This is a genomic window from Cellulomonas pakistanensis (genome assembly GCF_016862755.1).
Lineage (GTDB): Bacteria > Actinomycetota > Actinomycetes > Actinomycetales > Cellulomonadaceae > Cellulomonas > Cellulomonas pakistanensis.
In genome coordinates, this window is sequence record NZ_BONO01000029.1 from 26,061 (window position 1) to 40,883 (window position 14,823).

Below are 14,823 nucleotides of genomic sequence, written 5' to 3' on the forward strand. Positions count from 1 at the left end.
CCGGTCCCGCCACCCGCGCCGCTCAGAGCATCGGGAGGAAGCGGCGCAGCTCGTAGGGCGTGACCTGCGAGCGGTACTCCTCCCACTCCTGCTTCTTGTTCCGCAGCACGAAGTCGAAGACGTGCTCGCCCAGCGTCTCGGCGACCAGCTCGGACCGCTCCATGACCGCGATCGCGTTCTCCAGGGTCGCCGGCAGCGGCTCGATGCCCAGCGCGCGGCGCTCGGCGTCGGTCAGCTCCCACACGTCGTCGTCGGCGCCCTCGGGCAGCTCGTAGCCCTCCTCGACGCCCTTGAGGCCCGCGGCGAGCAGGACCGCGAACGCCAGGTACGGGTTCGTGGCCGAGTCGACCGCGCGGTACTCGATGCGCGCCGAGTTCGACTTGCCCGGCTTGTACATCGGCACGCGCACGAGCGCGGACCGGTTGTTGTGGCCCCAGCAGATGTACGACGGTGCCTCGGCGCCGCCCCACAGCCGCTTGTACGAGTTCGTGAACTGGTTCGTCACGGCCGTGATCTCGGCGGCGTGCTTGAGCAGGCCGGCGATGAACGACCGCGCCGTCTTCGACAGCTCGAGGTGGCCGCCCGGCTCGTGGAACGCGTTGCGGTCGCCCTCGAACAGCGACAGGTGGGTGTGCATGCCCGAGCCCGGCTGGTCGGCGAGCGGCTTCGGCATGAAGGACGCGAACACGCCCTGCTCCAGCGCGACCTCCTTCACCACGGTGCGGAACGTCATGATGTTGTCCGCGGTGGTGAGGGCGTCGGCGTACCGCAGGTCGATCTCGTTCTGGCCCGGGCCGGCCTCGTGGTGCGAGAACTCCACCGAGATGCCCATCGACTCGAGCATCGTGATGGCGGCGCGCCGGAAGTCGTGCGCGGTGCCGCGCGGCACGTGGTCGAAGTAGCCGCCCTGGTCGACGGGGACCAGCGGCTGCGACGGGTCGGCCGGGGCGTCGAACAGGTAGAACTCGACCTCGGGGTGCGTGTAGAAGGTGAAGCCCTTGTCGCTCGCCCGGGCCAGCGCGCGCTTGAGCACGTTGCGGCTGTCGGCCAGGGACGGCTCGCCCTCGGGGGTGAGGATGTCGCAGAACATCCGCGCGGTGCCGTGCCGCTCCCCGCGCCAGGGCAGCACCTGGAACGTCGTCGGGTCGGGCTTGGCGATCATGTCCGCCTCGTACACCCGGGTCAGGCCCTCGATCGAGGAGCCGTCGAACCCGATGCCCTCCGAGAACGCCGCCTCGAGCTCCGCCGGCGCGACGGCCACGGACTTCAGCGTCCCCAGCACGTCGGTGAACCAGAGGCGGATGAAACGGATGTCGCGCTCCTCCACGGTGCGGAGGACGAACTCCTGCTGCCTGTCCATGGGGGACATCCTGCCTGATCCGTGTGTCCGCGAGGTGACGCACGCGCCGGGCCTCGTCGCGCCGGGGCCCTCCCGGCCGGAATAGGCTCACCGGTATGCCCGACCAGACCGGACTCCGCGTCGCCCTCGCCCAGATCGACACCTGCGTGGGCGACCTCGCCGGGAACGCCGACGCCGTCCTCACCTGGGCGCGCAAGGCCGCCGAGGCCGGCGCCGACGTGGTGGCGTTCCCCGAGATGACCGTCACCGGCTACCCGATCGAGGACCTGGCCCTGCGCGCCTCGTTCCGCCGCGGCGCCGAGCGCGCGCTGGCCGACCTGGCCCGCGCCCTCGACGACGCCGGGCTGGGCGACCTCACGGTCGTCGTCGGCACCGTCGGCGAGCGCACCTCGCGGGAGCACGCCGACGCCCCGGCCCGCCCGACCAACCAGGCCGTGGTGCTGCGCGGCGGGACCGTGCACCAGCGGTACGACAAGCACCACCTGCCGAACTACGGCGTGTTCGACGAGTTCCGGATCTTCACCCCGGGCGGCGAGCCGACGACGGTCGACGTCGCGGGCCGGCGGCTCGGGCTGCTGATCTGCGAGGACATCTGGCAGGACGGCCCCGTCGCCGAGCTGTCCGACGACGACCTGGACCTGCTGCTCGTCATCAACGGCTCGCCGTTCGAGGAGGGCAAGGGCCACATCCGCACGGACCTGGCCGCGCGCCGCGCCGCCGAGGTGGCGGCCCCGCTCGCCTACGTCAACATGGTCGGCGGCCAGGACGACCTGGTGTTCGACGGCGGCTCGTTCGTCATCGGCCCGGACGGCACGCTCCTGGCGTCGGCGCCGCAGTTCGTCGAGCACCTGCTGGTCTGGGACCTCCCGCCGCGCGGCACGGCGCCGGAGCGCGGCACGACCGCGCAGCCGCTGGACCCGGACGAGGAGATCTACCGCGCGCTGGTCACCGGCCTGGCCGGGTACGTGCGCAAGAACGGCTTCCGCTCCGTCGTGCTCGGCATGTCCGGGGGCATCGACTCCGCGCTCGTCGCGGCCATCGCGGCCGACGCCATCGGCGGCGACAAGGTCGTCGGCGTGTCCATGCCGTCGCGCTGGTCGTCGGACCACTCGAAGGACGACGCGGCCGACCTGGCGAAGCGCGTCGGCGCCGACTACCGGGTGCAGGCCATCAAGCCGATGGTGGACGCGTTCGAGGGCGAGATGGCGCTCGACGGAGTCGCGGCCGAGAACCTGCAGGCGCGGGTGCGCGGCGTGATCCTCATGGCGCTGTCGAACGCCGAGGGCCACCTCGTGCTCGCGACCGGCAACAAGACCGAGCTCGCGGTCGGCTACTCGACGATCTACGGCGACGCGGTCGGCGGGTACGCCCCGCTCAAGGACGTCGACAAGTCCCGGGTCTGGGCGCTGGCGCGCTGGCGGAACAACCACGCCCTCGACGCCGGCGACCTCCCCCCGATCCCGGAGAACTCGATCACCAAGCCCCCGTCGGCCGAGCTCCGCCCGGGCCAGACCGACCAGGACTCGCTGCCGCCGTACGACCTGCTCGACCAGGTGCTGGACGCCTACGTCGAGCACGCCGAGGGCCGCGCCGAGCTGCTGGCCCGCGGCTTCGACCCGGAGATCGTCGACAAGGTGCTGTCGCTGGTCGACCGCGCCGAGTGGAAGCGCCGGCAGTACCCGCTCGGCCCCAAGGTGACGGCGCTGGCGTTCGGCCGGGACCGTAGGCTGCCGATCACCACGCGCTGGCGCGAGCCGGTGGACACCGCCGCCTCGGCGGAGGCCACCGCGCGCGCGACCGGCACGACCACCGACACCGTGGAGCAGCACTGATGTCCGAGCAGCCGAACCCGGCAGCCACCCCCGCGTCCCCCGCCGCCGCCCCGCGGCGGGTGCGCGTGCACCACCTCGCCGAGGCCAAGGCCCGCGGCGAGAAGCTGACGATGCTCACCGCGTACGACTTCGCGACGGCGCGCATCTTCGACGACGCGGGCATCGACCTGCTGCTCGTCGGCGACTCGATCGGCAACACGATGCTCGGCCACGCGTCGCCGATCCCGGTCACCGTCGACGAGATGATCCCGCCGACCCGCGCCGTGGTGCGCGCCGCCCGCCGGGCGCTCGTCGTCGCCGACCTGCCGTTCGGGTCCTACGAGTCCGGCCCGGCGCAGGCGCTCGCCACCGCCGCCCGGTACCTCAAGGAGGCCGGCGCGCACGCCGTGAAGTTCGAGGGCGGCGTCCGGGTGGCCCCGCAGATCCGCGCGCTGACCGACGCCGGCATCCCCGTCGTCGGGCACCTGGGCTTCACCCCGCAGTCGGAGAACACCCTCGGCGGGCACCGGGTGCAGGGCCGGGGCGACGAGGCGGCCGAGCGGCTCGCCGAGGACGCCCTCGCGGTGCAGGAGGCCGGAGCGGTCGCCGTGGTGCTCGAGATGGTCCCCGCACCCGTCGCCGCGCGCGTCACGGAGATCCTCCGCGTGCCGACGATCGGCATCGGCGCGGGCTCCGACTGCGACGGCCAGGTGCTCGTCTGGACGGACATGGCCGGCATGGGCGAGTGGTCTCCGCGGTTCGCCAAGGCGTTCGCGCCCGTCGGGCAGCTGCTCGGCGACGCCGCGCGCGCCTACGCCGCCGAGGTGCGCGGCGGGCAGTGGCCCGACGCCGAGCACTCGTTCCTCAGCTGAGCGGCGGCACGGCGGGCCCCGGGGCGGACGGTCGCCGGGCGCGCGCGGGACGGGCCGTGCTCGCGGCGGTCGTCCTCGCGGCGGCGGCCGCGGTGCTCGTCGTGCTGCTCGCCCCCGACCGGCTCGGCCTCGCCGACCGCACCCCGGTCGCCCAGCTCGTCGCCCTGCGCGGCCTGCTGGCGCTGCTGCTCGTGGGTGCCGGCGTGCTGCTGGTCGGGGTCGTCGGCGGCTGGCGGCAGATCGCGACGCGCGCGGGCCTGCGCCGGCCCGGGTGGCCGCTGCCGCTCGCGCTCGCCGCGCTGCTCGCGCTCGGGGGCGCGGCGCAGGCGGCCGTCGTCGCGGCGCGCGGGGTCGACGGCTCCGGGCCCGGCCCGGCCGCGGACGGCGAGCTCGTCGTCCTCTCGTTCAACACGTTCGGCGTCGTGCCCGCCGGCGACCTCGTCGCCCTGGTCGAGCAGCAGGACGCCGACGTCACCGTGCTCGCCGAGACCTCCGGCGCGACGGCCCGCGAGGTCGCCCGCGCGCTCACGGACGCGGGCCGGCCGACCACGGCGCTCGCCGCCGACGCGACCGGCACCCGGGTCGAGGGCGTGGCGCTGCTGGTCCGCGACGAGCTCGGGGCGTACACGCAGACCACCGCCGGCCTGCCCGCGACGGAGCTCGGCACCTTCGCCGCCGTCCGCGCCGGAGCCGCCGAGGCCATGGCGACGACCGCCGAGACCGACCCCGGCGCGGACGCCGGCGCCGACCGCGGCGCGGACGCCGGCTCCCACACCGACACCGCCTCGGCGGTGCCCACCGCGTCCACCATGCACCTGGGCGGCGACGCACCTGCTTCCGACGACGCGTACCCGGCGTACCCCGCGCGAGGCGGAGGCCTGCCCGGCAACGCGTACACGGTGGACGATGCGTACACCGTGGACGCGCACTCCGGAGAAACTCCCTCCTCCTCAGGCGACACCGCGTACACGATCGGCGCCCCGCGCACCGTCGGCGTCGCCGCCACGCGGACCGGCGTGCCGGCGCCCGACGTCGTCGTCGCCGCGCACACCCGGGCGCCCTCGGCCGGGTCGTCCATGCCCGACTGGCGCGCGCACGCCGAGGGCATCGCCGAGGTCTGCCGCAGCACCCCGGGCGCGATCGTCGCGGGCGACCTCAACGCCACGCTCGACCACCCCGGTCTGACCGACCTGCGCCCGTGCGTGGACGCGGCCGCGGCGACGGGCGCGGCCGGCCTGGGCACCTGGCCCGCGGACGTCCCGCGCCTGCTCGCGGCGCCGATCGACCACGTCCTCGTCGACGGGCGGGCGTGGCGGGTCACCGGGTTCGGCGTGCTGCCGCAGGTCGGGTCGAGCGACCACCGGCCGGTCGTCGCGCACCTCGCCCGCCGCTGACGCCCGCCGTGGCGCGCGGCGCGCGCGGTGCAGCCCTCGGCCGCGCGCCGCTGACCCGGGCGGCGACGGCGGCGCCCTACTCTCGTCCCATGCGCCGCGACTCCGACGTCCAGCAGCCGCGCGCGGCGCGCTCCCCCGAGGTCGCCGGCGCGTCGGCGCCCCGCGCCCCCCGACGGCCGCCCGCGCGGCAGCCGGCGCTCCGGCTGACCCGCCGCGGGCTCGTCGTGCTCGGGGCGCTGGGTCTGGTGTCGGTGGTGCTCGTGGTGCTCCTGGTCGTCGCCGTCGTGCGGCTGGTCGGGGCCGACCCGACGGAGCCCGCGCCGGCCGTCGCGCCCGTCGCGGTCGTCCCCGACTCCTGCGTGCCCGACCCGACGACCTCGCTGAACTGCTGGCCCGCGTTCGAGGACGGCTCCGACCCGCGGCTCGAGATCTCGCCCTGGGTGACCGGCCGGCTCCTCGGGGGCGACGTGCGGACGGTGCTCGAGCACGTGGCCGCGCGGTTCGACGCCGAGGTCGAGCCGGTCGACCCCGCGACCTCGTGGGGCTGGGGCTACCGGAACGTCCGCGGTGAGGTGGGCGACGACGAGCTGTCGAACCACTCGTCCGGCACCGCGATCGACCTCAACGCGACGGAGCACCCGCTCGGCGCGCGGGACACGTTCACCGACGAGCAGGTCGCGGCCATCCGCGAGATCCTCGCCGAGGTGGCGCCGGTCGTCGCGTGGGGCGGCGACTTCGCGCGCGGCGACGAGATGCACTTCGAGATCGTCGGCGACCCCGCGGCCGTCGCCGAGGTCGCGGCGCGCCTGCGCGGCGAGGCGCCGCCCGCCGACTGAGCCGCCGACCCGGCCGGGCGGGCGCTCAGCGGTCCCGGCGGTCCTCCTCGTCCCACGCCTCGGTGCGGGCGCGCGCCTTCTCCAGCGCGTGCTGCGCGGCCTCGCGGGTCGGGTACGGCCCCATGAGGTGCGACCAGGTCGACTGCTTGCCCTGCTCGACCTGCCCGGTCTCGGTGTTGTAGTAGAACTCGTCGGCCACGGGTCCGTCCTCCTCGTCCTGGGCCGTCCGGCTCACCCGGCACGACCGCTCCTTCGTAGACTGCCAGGCATGACGTCCGTGCACGCGCCGAGGCCGGCGCTGGTCCCGGGCACCGTGAGCCCCCGCCGGCCGGTGCCCGCCTCGATCCCCCGACCCGAGTACGTCGACCGGCCGGCGCCCACGCCGTACGCCGGCAGCGACGTCGTCGCCCCCGAGGTCGTCGAGCGCATCCGCGTCGCCGCGCGGATCGCCGCCCAGGCCCTGCAGGAGGTCGGCCGGCACGTCGCCCCCGGCGTCACGACGGACGAGCTCGACCGGATCGGCCACGAGTTCCTGCTGGACCACCACGCCTACCCGTCGACCCTCGGGTACCGCGGCTTCCCGAAGTCGGTGTGCACGTCCGTCAACGAGGTGATCTGCCACGGCATCCCCGACTCGACCGTCCTGGCGGACGGCGACATCGTCAACGTGGACATCACCGCCTTCATCGGCGGCGTGCACGGCGACAACAACGCGACCTTCCTGGTCGGCGACGTCGACGAGGAGTCCCGCCTCCTGGTCGAGCGCACGCAGGAGGCCCTGACCCGCGCGATCAAGGCCGTCCGGCCGGGCCGCGAGGTCAACGTCATCGGCCGCGTCATCGAGAAGTACGCGGCGCGGTTCGGCTACGGAGTCGTGCGGGACTACACCGGCCACGGCGTCGGCGAGGCGTTCCACTCCGGGCTGGTCATCCCGCACTACGACGCGGCCCCGCTGTACGACCGGGTCGTCGAGCCCGGGATGGTGTTCACGATCGAGCCGATGCTCAACCTGGGCACCGCCGACTGGACGACGTGGGACGACGGGTGGACCGTGGTCACCGCGGACCTGCGCCGCAGCGCGCAGTTCGAGCACACCCTGCTGGTCACCGACACCGGAGCGGAGATCCTCACACTCCCATGAGCAACCACCACGGCAAGAACGAGCGCACGGCGTTCGGCATCGACATCGGCGGGTCCGGCATCAAGGGTGCCCCGGTCGACCTGGCGACCGGCGAGTTCAGCGCCGACCGCGTCCGCATCCCCACCCCGCAGCCCGCGACGCCCGCCGCGGTCGCCGCGACCGTCGTCGAGCTGGTCAAGCGGTTCGACCTGCCGGACGACGCCGCCATCGGCGTGACCTTCCCGGCGGTCGTCCAGCACGGCGTCGCGCGGTCCGCCGCGAACGTCGACGGTTCCTGGATCGGCACCAACATCGAGCACGTGCTGGGCGACGCGCTCGGCCGGCCGGTGCTCGCCGTCAACGACGCCGACGCCGCCGGGTACGCCGAGACGCTGTACGGCGCCGCGCGGTCCACCTCGGGCGTGACGTTCATCTGCACGCTCGGCACCGGCATCGGCACCGCGATCGTCGCCGACGGCGTGCTCGTCCCGAACCTCGAGCTGGGGCACCTGGAGATCGACGGGTTCGACGCCGAGAGCCGGGCCGCCGACTCGGCGCGCGAGCGCGAGGACCTCGACTTCCCGCAGTGGGCCGAGCGCCTGCAGCGGTACTTCGGCGTCATCGAGGACCTGTTCTGGCCGGACCTCATCGTCGTCGGCGGCGGGGTGTCGAAGCACCACGAGAAGTTCCTGCCGCTGCTGCACCTGCGCGCGCCGATCGTGCCCGCGCAGCTGCGGAACGCCGCCGGGATCGTCGGTGCCGCCGCGCTGGCGTCGCGGGCCGGCACGCCGGTCGCGGGGGTCAAGGGCGACTGACGCCGCGACTCGAGGGCGCCGCCGCCGAGGTCTGGTGGCGGCGCCCCCGCACGTCTACGGTCGCGGCATGGGACTCGCGGTGGCTCAGGTGTGCGTCGACGCCCACGACCCGTCGGCGCTCGCCCGGTGGTGGGCGGACGTGCTCGGCTGGACCGTGGCCGAGGAGGACGACGACGAGGTCGACCTGGAGCCGCCGGCCGGCGTCGCCGCGACCCCGTGGCTGTTCCTCCGGGTGCCGGACGCCAAGCGCGGGAAGAACCGGCTGCACGTCGACGTGCGGCCGCCGGACGGCTCCGACCAGGCGACCGAGCTGGAGCGGCTCCTCGCGCTCGGGGCCGTGCGGGTCGACGTCGGCCAGGGTCCGGACGTCACCTGGCACGTGCTCGCCGACCCCGAGGGCAACGAGTTCTGCCTGCTGCGGTCGACGCCCGCCGAGCTGGCCGCGCTGCTGGCGGCGGAGAGCTGACCTGCGCGACCTCACCCGCGCTCCGGATGCGGCGGCGCGCGACCCGGCCTAGCGTCGGGAGCACGACGTACCGGTCCGGAGAAGGAGGACGCATGGGACTCGACGACAAGATCGCGAACGCGGCGGAGAAGGCGGCGGGCAAGGTCAAGGAGGCCACGGGACGCGCCTCGGACGACGAGCGCCTCGAGGCCGAGGGCCGCACCGACCAGTCGAAGGCGGACTTCAAGGACGCCGGCGAGAAGGTCAAGGACGCGTTCAAGCACTGAGCCTCCGCACGGACGCCCACGCCCCGTCCCGGGTCACCCGGGGCGGGGCGTCGCGCTGTGCGGGGGCGGCCGACGGTCAGTCGTGCGGCACCGTGACCCGCACGGGTGCGCGGAACCGCGCCCGGCCGCTCGCCGTCGGGACCGGCTCCCACTCCCCGGCCTGCGCCAGCCCGACGACGTCGAGGTGCACCTGCGCGATGTCCGCCAGCGGCAGCGGGAAGTCGGGCGACGTCGTGCGGCTCTCCGCCAACGGCACGCCGCCGCCGTCCAGCAGCGTCAGGGTCCAGGTCAGCGCGTCCGTGCCCGCGGCCACCGGCGAGTGCACGTCCACGTGGCGCGCCAGGGCCGCCTCGGGTCCGCTCAACGCGGCGATCCGGGGCAGGCGTCGCCGAGTCATGAGGGCCCCCTGCTGATCGTGCGCGGGGCCGTCGTCCCCAGCCCCGCGGCCCAGACTGGGCCCCTTCGCCTCCTCTTGGCTAGGACGTCGGTCCCTGGTGGCGCGCCCATCGGGATGGGTCAGAGCCGCCGCTCGAGCAGGACGACGTCCCGCCACTCCCCCGCGCGCGGGCCGTGCGACATCCGCGCGATCCGCTCGCGCGTGCCGACCACCCGGAACCCCGCCGCCGCGTGCAGCGCGAGGCTGCCCGCGTTCTCCGGGAACACCGACGACTGCACGGTCCACACCCCGCCCGCCGCGCACGAGTCCAGCAGCGCGTCCATGAGCGCGCGGCCGACCCCCCGCCCGCGCGCCGCGGCACCGACGTAGAGCGACGCCTCGACGACGCCGGCGTACACCGCGCGGCGCGACACGGGCGACGCGGCGACCCAGCCGAGGACCTGGTCGCCGGGGACGCCCTGGTCGTCGGGGCGCGCGGGGGCGTCCGTGTCCCCGGCGCCGTCCGGCAGCGCGACGAACCGGTGGTCCGGCAGGTGCGACGCGTCGAACGCCTCCCACGCGGGCGCCGCGGGCTCGAACGTCGCGTGGCCCGTCGCGATCCCCTCGGCGAACACGGCGAGCACCCCCTCCGCGTGCGCGGCGGTCATCGGGCGGACGGTCACGGGCGGCTGCACGCCGGCCATTCTCGCCCCGCCGGCCGCCGTGGGTGACATCACCCCGGAGCTCCCGCGCGTCGCGCCGCGGCGGGGCGCACACTGCCGCCATGAACCTCGCGCAGACCGTCCCGGGCGGGCTCGCCCGGCTGCGGTCCGCCGTCCCGCTCCTGAACGCGGTGCCCGTCCCGCCCGGCGTGCACCACGACGTCGACCGCCCGCTGCCGGTCACCGTGACGCTGCGCTGGGAGACCGGGGCCGAGCGGCTGGACACCGTCGCGGTCGAGTGGACGGCGACGCTGGTGCGGGTGCGCATCGCCGACCTGCGGGTGATGACCGGCGCGGTGTGGCTGCCGGCGACGGACGTCCGCCGGCGCGCCTGCGGGTAGGTCCAGCCGGGCGTCAGGCCAGCCGCTCGACCCGGACCGCGGCGTGGTGCTCCCGCGGGGAGCCCGGCCGGGCGCCCCACGACACGACGCCCTGGGCGACCGCGCCGACCTCGGCCGGGACGGCGCCGGAGTAGTGCGCGGTGGGGTCGTGGGTGAGGCGCTCGGCGAGCTCGGTCAGGCTGCGGCTGTCGGCGGCCTCGTCCGCCGCGAGCCGGGTCATCCGGAATCGTGTCTCGGTCATGGCGGCCTCCCGTCGTCGGTCGGACGGCACCAGCGTACGAGCGGGTGATGCAGGCGCGGCGGAGGCCCTTGCGGTGCGCAATCGGGACGTTCGCCGCGGATCGGGACAAACGTGGTGTCACGTCAGGGACCGTGCACGAACGTGCCGCCGCGGGTGGAACCCGTCGGCCACCAGCAGGGACGACCGGCCCGTCCGTGCCCCGACCGCTCGGCCGATGTGCCGCCGCACGCGGGCCGTGCCTACGGTCGTCGGGATCGATGCGCCGCCAGCACCGGCGGCGCGACGAGGACCCCAGGAGGGAACCCATGACGAAGCGCCTGTGGACCACCAGCACCGTGACGGCCGGCCTGCTCCTCGGCGGCGCCGCACCCGCGTTGGCCGCCGACGCACCCGCCAGCGCCGGACCCGCACGCGCCGGCGTGCTCGCGGCACCCGTGGCCGCCCCGGACGTCGAGGCCGCGGAGCGCGCGATCCTGGCCCGCACGAACGCCCTGCGGGCGAGCGAGGGCAAGCCGGCCCTGGTGCGCAACGCCCGGATCGACGCCGTCGCGGCGGCGTGGGCCGAGCGCATGGCCACGACCGGGCAGTTCCAGCACAACCCGAGCTTCTCCCGGCAGATCCCGGCGGGCTGGCGCACGGCCGGGGAGAACATCGCGATGAACTCCTACGACCCGGTCGCGCTGTACACCCAGTGGCAGAACTCGCCGCCGCACCGCGCCAACCTGGTGAACCCCGCGTTCAACCAGATCGGCATCGGCGTGGTCGAGCGCGGCGGCCTGTACTACGGCGTCCAGGTGTTCGGCGGGTACTGACCTCCGCGCACCGGCCACGACGACGGAGCCCCGGCCGCGACCGGCCGGGGCTCTCTCGTGCGCGGATGAGCTGGCCGGTACGCCGGGTTCTGTCCCCGCGCGCGGTTGCCCCCGCGCGGGTGGCGACCATCCATCTACGACGCACGTTGCCGTGCGCCTCCAGCGGCCTACCCGGGAGCTCGGGCGGGCAGCCCTCGAGCGCTCCCTGTCTGGCCTTGCTCCGGGTGGGGTTTACCGAGCCGTGCCGGTCGCCCGGCACGCTGGTGGTCTCTTACACCACCGTTTCACCCTTACCACCGTCCGGCCCGAGAGCCGTGCGGTGGCGGTCTGCTTTCTGTGGCACTGTCCCGCGGGTCACCCCGGGTGGGCGTTACCCACCACCCTGCCCTGTGGAGCCCGGACGTTCCTCGGCGAGCCCGAGGGCTCGACGCGGCCGCCTGGCCAGCTCATCCGCGCCGGTCAGCCTACTACGCCCGCGACCTCGCGCCGGTGTGCCCACCGTGGCGCTGGCCACGCCCGCCGCGACCCTGGCGACCGGCCGGCGGCACCTACAGTTCAGCCCGTGCTCATCCTGCTCCCCCCGTCCGAGGGCAAGACCGCGCCCGTCCGCGGCGCCGCCCTCGACCTGGCCGACCTGTCCGCCCCCGCCCTGACGACGACGCGGGAGCGCGTGCTCGACGCGCTGGTCGCGGCGAGCGGCCGGCCGGACGCGGTCGAGGTGCTGGGCGTGGGCGCGGGCATCGCCGACGAGGTCGCCCGGAACGTCGACCTGCGCACGGCGCCCACCGCCGAGGCCCGCGCCGTGTACACCGGCGTGCTGTACGGCGCCGCGGCGCTCGACCGGCTCACGCCCGCGCAGCGGCGCCGCGCCGCCGGGTCCGTGCGGGTCGTGTCCGGGCTGTGGGGGCTCGTCGCGCCGGACGACCGGATCCCCGCCTACCGGCTGTCGATGGGCGTCGACCTGCCGGGCGTCGGCCCGCTCGCCGCGGCCTGGCGCGAGCCCCTGCGCGCCGAGCTGGACCCGCGGGCGGAGGCCGGCGAGCTCGTCGTCGACTGCCGGTCGGCCACCTACCTGGCCGCGTGGAAGCCGCCGCGCGCCGCGCACGGGTCGTGGGTGCAGGTGCGCGTGCTGCGGGAGGTCGCCGGGACGCGGTCGGTCGTCTCGCACCACGCGAAGCACACGCGCGGCGTGCTCACCCGGCACCTCGTCACCCGCCGCGGCGCGGCGCCCGGGACGCCCGAGCAGCTCGCCCGCGCCGCGCGGGAACTCGTCGGCACCGAGCTGCTCGCCGTCGAGCTCGACACCCCGGCGGGCCGGGCCGCCACGCTGTCGCTCGTCGTGGCCTGACCCCCACGAGGCCTTCACCCGCCACCCACGCCGTGCCCACCGGCGGGGCACGCGCCGGTGGGCCGGTCCGGTTAGCGTGGTGACCCGGGCGACCGCCCGAGCACACCACGGCAGGACGGGGACGGCAGCAGCATGCGACGCACGGGCACCGCGCGGGTCGCGGCGCTGCTGCTGGTGCTCCTGCTCGCGCTGGTCGGCGTCGTCGCGGCCGCGGGCGGGCCGGCGGGCGCGGCGACCGACGCGGGCGGGTCGACCCGGCAGGGCACCGCCGAGCAGCAGGGCGCGACGACCGGCGACGGCCAGGAGGCGGGCACCGGCGCCGCCCCGGTCCCCTCGCCGTCGGCGTCCCCCGCGCAGCCCGCCCCGACGACATCCCCGGTCCCGACGCCGACGCCGACGCAGCAGGTCCCGGCCCCCGAGCCGACGACCGTGCCGCAGCCGGCGCCCGCCCCGACCGAGACCGCCGAGCCGGCGCCGTCCAGCACACCGACGCCCACCCCGACCACGCCCGCGCCCACCCCGGACGAGGAGGAGGCCACCGGCCCTCCGCCGCGGTTCTCCGTCCCGCCGGCCGTGACGACCACGTCGACCCCGTGGACCGAGCTGATCGGCGCGCTCGCCGTCGTGGTGGCCGGCGCCGTCGCGGTCGTCGCGATCTCGGCCCGCCGGGCGCGCCACGCCGCCGCGGCCGGGGCGGCCGCCGGGGCCGGGTCCACCGGCACCGCCGCCGACGCCGACACCGCCGAGCTCCCCGCCCCCGCGACCCCCGCCGAGGTCCTGCGCCTCATGGTCGTCGCCGGCGAGGCCATGGTCGACGCCGGCCACACCGTGTCGTCCGTCGGCGACACGCTCGAGGAGATCGCCGCCGTGCACGGCGTCCCGGGCACCGAGACCGTCGTCCTGCCGACGGCGCTGCTGGTCTCGGTCCCCGACGGCGACGGCGTCGCCACCGCCGCCGTGTCGACCGGGCGCCGGCCGCTGCTGCTGCACCAGGTCGACGACCTGACCGACGTCCTGCGGGACGCCGTCGAGCCCGGCGCGGACGTCGCCGGCGTCACCGCCCGGATCGCCCTGCTGCGCGCCGCGTCGCCGCCGTTCGGCATGCTCGCCCGGCTCGGCGGCTACCTGCTGCTCTCGGTCGGCCTGGCGGCGCTCCTCGGCGGGTCGTGGGTCGACCTGCTGGTGGCGGCCGGGCTGGGTCTCGCGGTCGGCGCGGTCCAGGTGACCGTCGGGCCGATGCCCACCGGCGTCGAGGTGCTGGTGACCGTCGCGTCGGCGTTCGTCGTGTCCGCGGTCGTGCTGCTCGCGGCGCGGGTCGTGCCCGACCTGGGGGTGCTGCCGTCGCTGATCGCGCCGCTGGTGCTGTTCCTGCCCGGCGGGCTGCTGACGACGGGCGTCATCGAGCTCGCGACCGGCCAGATGCTGTCGGGCGCGGGGCGGATCGCCGCCGGGGCGATGCAGCTGGTGCTGCTGGCGGGCGGCATCGTCGCGGCGGCCGCGCTGGTGGGCGTCCCGGCGGTCGAGCTCGCGGCGAGCAGCAACCCGCTCGGCCCGGTCGCGCCGTGGGTCGGCGTCGCGGTGTTCGGCGCCGGGACGGTGGTCTACCGGTGCGGCCGGCCGCGGTCGATCGGCTGGGTCGTCCTCGTGCTGGCCGTCGCGTACGGCGCGCAGGTGCTGGGCGACGCGCTGCTCGGCGGGGCGCTGTCGGCGTTCGTCGGGGCGCTCGCCATGACCCCGGTGGCGCTGGCGGTCGCGCGGTTCCCGTCCGGGCCGTCGCCGCTGGTGTCGTTCCTGCCGGCGTTCTGGCTGCTGGTGCCCGGGGCGCTCGGCCTCGTCGGGGTCACCAGCCTGCTCGACGGCGACAGCAACGGCGTGTCGACGCTCGTGACGACCGGCGGGACGATGGTGGCGATCGCGCTGGGCGTGCTCGTCGGGCTGTCGGCGGCGCGCGGCCTCCCGGGTCGGCAGCGCCGGTGGTCGCTCGGCGGCGTGCCCGGCGTCCTGCCGCCGCGGCTGCCGCACCGCGCGGACCCGCCTGTCTGA

17 protein-coding genes and 1 other RNA gene are annotated in these 14,823 nt (G+C 76.1%); 12 read left to right on the forward strand and 6 right to left on the reverse strand.

Features of this window, described 5'->3' with window-relative positions:
- Positions 1–22: 22 nt before the first annotated feature.
- Positions 23–1,360, reverse strand: a complete 1,338-nt coding sequence (locus Cpa01nite_RS16145; RefSeq protein WP_203669825.1) for a glutamine synthetase family protein — start codon at positions 1,358–1,360, stop codon at positions 23–25.
- Between the two features lie 95 nt (positions 1,361–1,455).
- Here Cpa01nite_RS16145 and Cpa01nite_RS16150 point away from each other — a divergent pair, with 95 nt between their 5' ends.
- The 4 genes from Cpa01nite_RS16150 (at position 1,456) to Cpa01nite_RS16165 (ending at position 6,273) form a co-directional block, all read left to right on the forward strand.
- The gene (locus tag Cpa01nite_RS16150) at positions 1,456–3,192 is read left to right on the forward strand and encodes an NAD+ synthase (protein ID WP_203669827.1); all 1,737 of its coding nucleotides are present in this window, start codon (positions 1,456–1,458) and stop codon (positions 3,190–3,192) included.
- Positions 3,192–4,043, forward strand: a complete 852-nt coding sequence (panB, locus tag Cpa01nite_RS16155; protein ID WP_203669828.1) for a 3-methyl-2-oxobutanoate hydroxymethyltransferase — start codon at positions 3,192–3,194, stop codon at positions 4,041–4,043. Before Cpa01nite_RS16150 ends, panB begins: the two co-directional genes overlap by 1 nt.
- A gap of 56 nt (positions 4,044–4,099) precedes the next feature.
- Positions 4,100–5,437 carry an endonuclease/exonuclease/phosphatase family protein gene (locus tag Cpa01nite_RS16160; RefSeq protein WP_203669830.1) on the forward strand — a complete coding sequence of 446 codons (1,338 nt, stop codon included), beginning with the start codon at positions 4,100–4,102 and terminating at the stop codon, positions 5,435–5,437.
- 89 nt (positions 5,438–5,526) lie between these two features.
- Positions 5,527–6,273, forward strand: a complete 747-nt coding sequence (locus tag Cpa01nite_RS16165) for a M15 family metallopeptidase (RefSeq protein ID WP_203669832.1) — start codon at positions 5,527–5,529, stop codon at positions 6,271–6,273.
- A gap of 25 nt (positions 6,274–6,298) precedes the next feature.
- Here the strand turns inward: Cpa01nite_RS16165 and Cpa01nite_RS16170 are convergent, their stop codons facing one another.
- Complete coding sequence (locus tag Cpa01nite_RS16170; protein WP_239068849.1) at positions 6,299–6,508, reverse strand: SPOR domain-containing protein; 210 nt, start codon at positions 6,506–6,508, stop codon at positions 6,299–6,301.
- A gap of 33 nt (positions 6,509–6,541) precedes the next feature.
- Between Cpa01nite_RS16170 and map the strand changes: the two genes are divergently transcribed.
- The 4 genes from map (at position 6,542) to Cpa01nite_RS16190 (ending at position 8,940) form a co-directional block, all read left to right on the forward strand.
- The gene (map, locus tag Cpa01nite_RS16175) at positions 6,542–7,414 is read left to right on the forward strand and encodes a type I methionyl aminopeptidase (RefSeq protein ID WP_203669834.1); all 873 of its coding nucleotides are present in this window, start codon (positions 6,542–6,544) and stop codon (positions 7,412–7,414) included.
- Complete coding sequence (ppgK, locus tag Cpa01nite_RS16180; RefSeq protein ID WP_203669836.1) at positions 7,411–8,208, forward strand: polyphosphate--glucose phosphotransferase; 798 nt, start codon at positions 7,411–7,413, stop codon at positions 8,206–8,208. The genes map and ppgK overlap by 4 nt, the downstream gene beginning before the upstream one ends.
- Positions 8,209–8,275: 67 nt before the next feature.
- Complete coding sequence (locus Cpa01nite_RS16185; RefSeq protein WP_203669838.1) at positions 8,276–8,674, forward strand: VOC family protein; 399 nt, start codon at positions 8,276–8,278, stop codon at positions 8,672–8,674.
- 92 nt (positions 8,675–8,766) lie between these two features.
- Complete coding sequence (locus Cpa01nite_RS16190) at positions 8,767–8,940, forward strand: CsbD family protein (RefSeq protein ID WP_203669840.1); 174 nt, start codon at positions 8,767–8,769, stop codon at positions 8,938–8,940.
- Between the two features lie 76 nt (positions 8,941–9,016).
- Here the strand turns inward: Cpa01nite_RS16190 and Cpa01nite_RS16195 are convergent, their stop codons facing one another.
- Complete coding sequence (locus tag Cpa01nite_RS16195) at positions 9,017–9,337, reverse strand: hypothetical protein (RefSeq protein ID WP_203669842.1); 321 nt, start codon at positions 9,335–9,337, stop codon at positions 9,017–9,019.
- A gap of 119 nt (positions 9,338–9,456) precedes the next feature.
- Complete coding sequence (locus Cpa01nite_RS16200; RefSeq protein ID WP_239068850.1) at positions 9,457–9,984, reverse strand: GNAT family N-acetyltransferase; 528 nt, start codon at positions 9,982–9,984, stop codon at positions 9,457–9,459.
- Between the two features lie 116 nt (positions 9,985–10,100).
- Here Cpa01nite_RS16200 and Cpa01nite_RS16205 point away from each other — a divergent pair, with 116 nt between their 5' ends.
- Entirely contained in the window at positions 10,101–10,379 is a 279-nt protein-coding gene (locus tag Cpa01nite_RS16205; protein WP_203669846.1) for a hypothetical protein, read from the forward strand.
- A gap of 13 nt (positions 10,380–10,392) precedes the next feature.
- On the opposite strand, the gene Cpa01nite_RS16210 is transcribed toward Cpa01nite_RS16205, so the two are convergent.
- A complete protein-coding gene (locus tag Cpa01nite_RS16210; RefSeq protein WP_203669848.1) occupies positions 10,393–10,620 on the reverse strand; it encodes a hypothetical protein in 228 nt (75 codons plus the stop codon).
- A gap of 305 nt (positions 10,621–10,925) precedes the next feature.
- Between Cpa01nite_RS16210 and Cpa01nite_RS16215 the strand changes: the two genes are divergently transcribed.
- Positions 10,926–11,432 carry a CAP domain-containing protein gene (locus tag Cpa01nite_RS16215; RefSeq protein WP_203669850.1) on the forward strand — a complete coding sequence of 169 codons (507 nt, stop codon included), beginning with the start codon at positions 10,926–10,928 and terminating at the stop codon, positions 11,430–11,432.
- 62 nt (positions 11,433–11,494) lie between these two features.
- On the opposite strand, the gene rnpB is transcribed toward Cpa01nite_RS16215, so the two are convergent.
- An RNA gene (rnpB, locus tag Cpa01nite_RS16220) (RNase P RNA component class A) lies at positions 11,495–11,881 on the reverse strand.
- Between the two features lie 113 nt (positions 11,882–11,994).
- Between rnpB and Cpa01nite_RS16225 the strand changes: the two genes are divergently transcribed.
- Both Cpa01nite_RS16225 and Cpa01nite_RS16230 read left to right on the forward strand, forming a co-directional pair.
- Positions 11,995–12,780, forward strand: coding sequence for a YaaA family protein (locus tag Cpa01nite_RS16225; protein ID WP_203669851.1), 786 nt, complete (start codon positions 11,995–11,997; stop codon positions 12,778–12,780).
- Between the two features lie 132 nt (positions 12,781–12,912).
- Positions 12,913–14,823 (forward strand): threonine/serine exporter family protein, encoded by a 1,911-nt coding sequence (locus Cpa01nite_RS16230; RefSeq protein WP_203669853.1) that lies wholly within the window; start codon positions 12,913–12,915, stop codon positions 14,821–14,823.

Coding starts and splice junctions, on each gene's coding strand:
- panB (WP_203669828.1), top strand. CDS start 3,192: ATGTCCGAGCAGCCGAACCCGGCAGCCACCCCCGCGTCCCCCGCCGCC.
- ppgK (WP_203669836.1), top strand. CDS start 7,411: ATGAGCAACCACCACGGCAAGAACGAGCGCACGGCGTTCGGCATCGAC.
- Cpa01nite_RS16195 (WP_203669842.1), bottom strand. CDS start 9,337: ATGACTCGGCGACGCCTGCCCCGGATCGCCGCGTTGAGCGGACCCGAG.
- Cpa01nite_RS16200 (WP_239068850.1), bottom strand. CDS start 9,984: ATGACCGCCGCGCACGCGGAGGGGGTGCTCGCCGTGTTCGCCGAGGGG.
- Cpa01nite_RS16185 (WP_203669838.1), top strand. CDS start 8,276: ATGGGACTCGCGGTGGCTCAGGTGTGCGTCGACGCCCACGACCCGTCG.
- Cpa01nite_RS16215 (WP_203669850.1), top strand. CDS start 10,926: ATGACGAAGCGCCTGTGGACCACCAGCACCGTGACGGCCGGCCTGCTC.
- Cpa01nite_RS16230 (WP_203669853.1), top strand. CDS start 12,913: ATGCGACGCACGGGCACCGCGCGGGTCGCGGCGCTGCTGCTGGTGCTC.
- Cpa01nite_RS16190 (WP_203669840.1), top strand. CDS start 8,767: ATGGGACTCGACGACAAGATCGCGAACGCGGCGGAGAAGGCGGCGGGC.
- Cpa01nite_RS16210 (WP_203669848.1), bottom strand. CDS start 10,620: ATGACCGAGACACGATTCCGGATGACCCGGCTCGCGGCGGACGAGGCC.
- Cpa01nite_RS16205 (WP_203669846.1), top strand. CDS start 10,101: ATGAACCTCGCGCAGACCGTCCCGGGCGGGCTCGCCCGGCTGCGGTCC.
- Cpa01nite_RS16150 (WP_203669827.1), top strand. CDS start 1,456: ATGCCCGACCAGACCGGACTCCGCGTCGCCCTCGCCCAGATCGACACC.
- map (WP_203669834.1), top strand. CDS start 6,542: ATGACGTCCGTGCACGCGCCGAGGCCGGCGCTGGTCCCGGGCACCGTG.
- Cpa01nite_RS16165 (WP_203669832.1), top strand. CDS start 5,527: ATGCGCCGCGACTCCGACGTCCAGCAGCCGCGCGCGGCGCGCTCCCCC.
- Cpa01nite_RS16145 (WP_203669825.1), bottom strand. CDS start 1,360: ATGGACAGGCAGCAGGAGTTCGTCCTCCGCACCGTGGAGGAGCGCGAC.